The sequence below is a fragment of the Lentiprolixibacter sp. genome, from assembly GCF_982873095.1.
In genome coordinates, this window is sequence record NZ_CEYNTP010000171.1 from 1 (window position 1) to 6,214 (window position 6,214).

3 protein-coding genes and 1 tRNA gene are annotated in these 6,214 nt (G+C 47.6%); 1 reads left to right on the forward strand and 3 read right to left on the reverse strand.

From position 1 onward, the window contains the following. Positions 1 to 312 precede the first annotated feature (312 nt). The 3 genes from AC4E7D_RS10355 to AC4E7D_RS10365 all read right to left on the reverse strand — a co-directional run bounded on the left by AC4E7D_RS10355 (position 313) and on the right by AC4E7D_RS10365 (position 5,095). A tRNA-Ser gene (locus AC4E7D_RS10355) sits at positions 313 to 399 on the reverse strand. 139 nt (positions 400 to 538) lie between these two features. After that, the gene (locus AC4E7D_RS10360) at positions 539 to 2,917 is read right to left on the reverse strand and encodes a TonB-dependent receptor plug domain-containing protein (RefSeq protein WP_490173725.1); all 2,379 of its coding nucleotides are present in this window, start codon (positions 2,915 to 2,917) and stop codon (positions 539 to 541) included. Between the two features lie 141 nt (positions 2,918 to 3,058). Continuing rightward, positions 3,059 to 5,095: an HD family phosphohydrolase gene (locus AC4E7D_RS10365; protein ID WP_490173726.1), complete on the reverse strand. Its 2,037-nt coding sequence runs from the start codon at positions 5,093 to 5,095 to the stop codon at positions 3,059 to 3,061. A 126-nt stretch (positions 5,096 to 5,221) separates the two neighbouring features. On the opposite strand from AC4E7D_RS10365, the gene AC4E7D_RS10370 reads away from it, so the two are divergent. Next, positions 5,222 to 6,214: thiolase family protein (locus AC4E7D_RS10370; RefSeq protein WP_490173727.1), on the forward strand; the 993-nt coding region annotated here is incomplete at its 3' end.

The window sequence follows — 6,214 nt, forward strand, 5'->3', positions numbered from 1 at the left end:
CTGCGACCTCCTGCTCCCAAAGCAGGCGCGATAACCGGGCTACGCTACACCCCGATACAGCTTGCACTGTAATTTCAATAGGTCTTTTTCCATATTCCATGACTACTTTTTATCAGTAGCCCTGGAACCCTGCCTGCGGCAGGCAGGCGGGCGGAGTTTATCCTGCATGAGTTCGTCAGAACTACTGCAGGGCTACACCCCGATACAGCCATGGCTGCAATTCTATAATTGGTAGGCCCTAAACGGATTAATCCGCCGTAGCCCTCCGAGTTTTATGAGATTGCCCTCCGTCGCTGAAGCTATGGAGGGCAATGGCGGAGAGACTGGGACTCGAACCCAGGCGACACTTACGCGTCGACAGATTAGCAATCTGCTCCGTTACCACTCCGGCACCTCTCCTAAGATCTATTATGTAAGCTGATCGTATGCCCTGTAAACTTCCTCACAGAGCGGGTGCAAAAATAATTCTTCAGACTGAGGAACGCAACAATTCTTATGCTTTTTTCTGTTCTGATCTAGGTCTGGGTAAAATTCCCGTTTAAGGGTCTACAGGAAACACTTGCTTTTGCGAACCTTTCAGGCCTCTGGCAGTGATCGATTCCACATGAAGTTCCAATTGCTGATAATCCACCGGGGACTGCACCTGCACCACAACCTGCCCCTGATCATCTGTCTGTAGGTGGGGATTCCAGTATAGCGTCTCTGCAGGAAGGTCCTTGCGCTTGCGTTTTTTCAATTGCTCCTTAAGCACCTTGCTGATATCGGGTTGCGGGGTAAACCCTCTGAATTTCAGTTGGCCGTCTTTCCTTCGCAGGAAATCAGAATCGGCACCATCCCGGGTGTAAACCAGAAATACACCGGCAGCCCCACGGGTACCATACATTGCTGCTGCAGGGCCAAAGAGGAATTCCACCCGGTCAATAGCCAGGTCAGAAACCAGGCCAACGGCAGTATCCAGGAAGAGATTAGCAGGCATAGCAGGGTTCGTGGTCTGATTCAAAGGAATTCCGTCCAATACCCACAAAGGCGGCCCCGGAATGGAAGGTCCCCCTCTTCGCAATATCTGAATTCTGGGACTGGGTGATCCAATGCCTACTACGTTCACCCCGGGAAGTTCATTGATCAGTTGCAACAAGTCCCTGGGACGGGCCGGATCCTGCACAATAATGTCCTGTTTGCTGATCATGCTCTGGTACTGTGAAGAATACTCCTGTTTTTGCTTCTTAATTCCGGTCACATTAATGGGATCCAATTCGATCAATCCTGTCGTATCCATAGGCTGCCAGGGTGTGGTTTCCAGCACCATATTCTTTATTTTCCTCGCCTTTTTAGCAGTCTTCTCTTTCTTACCGATCGTAGCTTCACTCAAGGGCACAACTTTTACCAGTCGCTCCCGGGTATCATCGCCCTTTGCCCGGAAAATGACCTGGGTATCCCCTTCAAAATCCAGGTCCTGAATACGCAGGAGCCCCGTGGCATCCGTGCGAATTTCCCTGGCCAGCCAGAGTGAATCCGATAGCCCCAATAATTGAATATCTCTATTGGTCAATAATTCATTGTTCAGATTATAGGCATATCCCACTATTTCCAGGCCTTTCTGAAAGGGATAAACAATTTCATCCGGATAGGTGGGCTCAGGATCAGCCGTCACCGATTTGCTATAAACCTTGAGGTCCTCCAGAAAACGCGCTGTACGGCCGTTATTCTGAAAATGGGAGGAAGCCCGCTTAGCAGCATTTGCAAGTACAGACATAGACAGGTCCGTTTGTACCGGTTGTCCGTTGCGGTCCTTAACTGTAACTTTAAAGGTATGCCCATCAGATTTTCCCTTTCGGGATTCTACCTTCTCTATCTGTATATCCAATTGATCAGCAGCCGTGATCCACACCGGTCTTTCGGCCAGGACTGATCCATTTTCATCAACAAGCCTGAAGTCTACCTTACCTGTAGGCAACCCTACTTTGGAGACTTCCAGTTTGGCAATACCCTGTTCATCATAGATAAGTTCGTTTTCAAAGCAGGCTTTGTTATCAATCCATCCCTGAACATAGATCCGCTGTGGTGTATTCGTACCTTGCATTTCCGACTGTACAAATACCTGCCGGGGATCCAGATTGTTGATCTTAAGGGTATATCCCGTTCTTTGCACCTCGGGCAAAGGCCATTCGCGTCCGTCCTGCAAACGTAAAAGGTAACTCGTATCTGCTGTCGGGATAAAGGTCACCTGTCCCACACCCTGTCCATAGCTCTTAACCGGAATCTCACCCTCAGGTGTACCATCCGTGATAACAGCGTCAAAAGCAATCGGACTACCCTTCTCGGTTGTCGCATAAACTACCATCCTGTTGGAGATACCTGCGAGTAACTTCCCCCCTTCCGGGAAGAAGCTTACGTCATCAGGCCAGGCTGCTTTGTCTGGTGCTTCCGGGAAACCATCCGAACCCACATGAATGGGCATATTAAAGTAGATGTCCTCCCCATAGTTTTGCATCCAGCGGGTATAGGCAAGTAAGTGATACCTTCCCTCGTCTAACTTATTAGAAATCTCAAAAGCTCCTTCGCTGACGCCATCACTTAGGGCATGATATTGTTTGTCAACCACCTTATTCTCAACATCCCTGAGCTCCAATTTTAAAACCTTACTGGGGCTCCAGCGCTGCCCTGTCTTCCGGTTAACCACATAGGCCTTGAAAAAAACATATTCCCCGGGTGCAAATTGTTCCCGGTCTGTATGCATATACACGCGTTCCTCCCAACGTTCCAGGGAATCCCTTTGATTGAGTTGAAATGTAGTATCGCCAGTCAGTTTAAACTGGGCCTCCCAGGCGGAGGGTTCTGGTCCGGCGGATTGGCCGCTAAGGTTATATATAAACAGCAGCAGGAATACTGGAAAGACAAAAGAAAGCGCTTTTTTCATGGTAATTCAATTTAATAGTATTACTATCATTTAACGATAGTTTTACTTCTTAATCCAATAAAAATAAATTTTTACCTCTCAAAATACAAGGGCTTTAAATATTAATTAACAAGCAGATACAACCTCAAAAAGTGTTGGGAGCTATTCGGGATATTCCACCCGAAGGTGGTAAATATTGGTAAGTTTGTGCTTGAGTACTTTTTTAACGGTCTCGATTTCTCTGAAAGTGATATTCGCGTTTACAAATTGGTTGGCATTCATCTGAACGCCAATGATCTTGTCCACAAATTCATCGATTATCTTATACGTAGGGTTCTTTAGGCTTTTGGAGGCGGCCTCCACGGAATCAGCCATCATAAGAATTGCAGTTTCCTTGGAGAACGGTATTGGACCCGGGTACCGGAAATCTTCTTCTGCTACCTCATCCACAAGTTCCTGTTGCTTGCGGTAGAAATAATACACATAATTGGTCCCGTGATGGGTCCGTATAAAGTCGATCACCCGGTCGGGTAGCTTGTTCTTCCTGCCGATCTCTATGCCCTCGATAACATGGTTGATAATGATCCTCGCACTGTCTGTCGGGGTTAGGTCGTCATGGGGATTGATACTGGTCACCTGGTTCTCTGTAAAAAAGGTGGGCCTGTTCATCTTCCCAATATCATGGTACAGGGCCCCCACCCTTACCAGCATGGCGTTTGCCCCTACCTCATTGGCAGCGGCTTCAGCCAGGTTAGCTACCTGAAGGGAGTGGTGGAAGGTTCCCGGAGCTTTATTTGCCAATTCCTTCAATAGACGGGAATTGGTGTCTGATAGCTCCAGAAGGGAAACATCAGATACCATACCGAATATTTTTTCATAAATGTAGATCAGGGGCTGCGCAAACAAGGTGATCATTCCGTTTAAAAGGAAAAAGCCAAAAGTTACCCAGATAATATTATCCAGGTTCCCTTCCTGAATCACGTTAAAGGCAAAATAGCCCACAATGTAGATCAGGGTGATCTGCCCTACAGAGATAAATAGATTTGCGCGCTTATACAGCTCAGATACAGTTAATATGGTAACGATTCCTGCGATTATCTGCAGAAAGACATACTCAAAACTATTGGGAACCACAAAGCCCAGGATCAGGACGGTAAGCACGTGGACGAATAGTCCCAGCCGGGCATCAAAGAAGGTCTTCAGGATAAGCGGCAGGATACAGAGCGGGACCACAAATACATAGGTTTCGTTGTATTTCACCACGAAGGTAGTGATGAAGACCATAAGCATGATGTTGAAAAAGATGAAGGTTACCTTCACATTATTCCTGAAGACTTCCTGCCGGTACTTTTTCAGGAAGAGGAACAACATCATCAACACCAGGGCCACAAGGATAGTATACCCCCCGATTATAAAGTAGTAATTGCTTGCTGCCCAGAGTTCGGATTCATATTCCTCTTTCAGGGAATCCAAGATGGCAAGGTTATCGGCCTCTACCACCTCCCCTTTGGCAATGATGAGTTTGCCTTCGTCTATATTCCCCAGGGTGAGCGAGATTTTGGACAGTTCATTCTCCAGTTCCCTGGCACTCAGCTCAGCATCATACCGGATATTGGGGGTTAACAGAGGTAGAAGGACTTTCTTGAAATCATTTGACAGGCGTCCCAGGCCTTTTCCCCGGATGTTATCAGTGACCAGTTTTTCCAGATCACTTTCCTTCAGCACCTCCCCACTATTCACCAATACAGCTTCGTTATCCTTCACCAGGTAAACCAGCTTACCTCTATCTGCCTCCCTCAATTCTGGCCAGATACCCGATGACACCAGCTCCTCCAGGACTTCGCGCCCTATCGTTCTGTATACATTGAGCTGGCTCTCACTGTAATCCTGCCGTGTGAAAACCGATACAAATGCCGCTTCATAACTGTTCAGGATATCCTGTGCCGCCTGCTCATCATAAGCGTAATACCCCACCTGGTTACCCCTGATGGTTTCCCGTTCCTGTTCAATTTCTGTATTGGATTTACGCACCGAAAAGTCAAAGGGTGCATATAGGTTTTCGTATTGCCAGGGTTTCCCCTTCTGGAATTCGTATTTAAACTTACCGCCTTTGGGAAAGAAAAAAACGATACAACCTATGGTGAGGAAATACAGGAAATACTTGTAGATCAGGGATTGGCTCCTGTAAATTTTGTCCATTGAACCGGCCATTGGCTACTGAATTGCATTCAAAAATAGAAAATATAATAGGAATAGCTCTTTCCGGACAAAGGAATGGGCTAATGCCCTTTAATTTCTTAATTTCGCAGTAAGAAAATTAAGTTCATGAAAGAGGTAGTTATTGTATCCGCAGTACGCACTCCGATAGGAAGTTTCCTTGGGGCACTATCAAGCATTCCCGCCCCGAAATTGGGTGCCGAAGCCATCAAAGCAGCCATCCAAAAAGCTGGCTTACAACCTGATCAGGTAGATGAAGTACTGATGGGCCATGTGGTCCAGGCCGGTGCAGGACAGGCGCCGGCAAGGCAGGCAGCTCTCCTGTCTGGCATTCCGGATACCGTACCCTGTACCACAGTCAACAAAGTATGTGCTTCCGGCATGAAAGCAGTGATGCAGGGTGCTCAGTCAATCGCTTTAGGGGATAATGAAATCGTAGTTGCGGGGGGGATGGAGAATATGAGTATGATCCCACATTACCTGCACCTCAGGAACGGACAAAAGTTTGGGCCGGCAACCTTGTTAGACGGCATGCAGAAAGATGGCCTGGTAGACGCCTATGACCAGAATGCCATGGGGGTCTGTGCTGATGCTTGTGCTGAAGAATACAATTTTAGCAGGGAAGACCAGGATGCCTTTGCTATACAATCCTACGAGCGCTCTGCTACCGCCTGGAAGGCAGGCAATTTTTCCGAGGAGGTCATACCGGTTGCTGTACCTCAACGCAGAGGTGAACCGGTAGTGGTTGAGGAAGACGAAGAGTTCAAAAACGTAAAGATGGAGAAAATTCCATCCCTCCGCCCGGCCTTCACCAAAGACGGAACGGTTACTGCCGCCAATGCCTCAACCATTAACGACGGGGCTGCTGCCCTGGTACTGATGAGTGCTGACAAGGCCAAATCTCTGGGGATAACACCTATGGCCAGAATCATCAGTTATGCGGATGCTGCTCAGGAACCCAAATGGTTTACCACCGCTCCGGCCAAAGCATTGCCCAAAGCTTTGGATAAGGCAGGTCTTTCTTTGGAAGAGATTGACTTTTTTGAGTTCAATGAGGCATTTTCTGTAGTAGGATTGGCCAATATGAAATTGCTGGGTTTG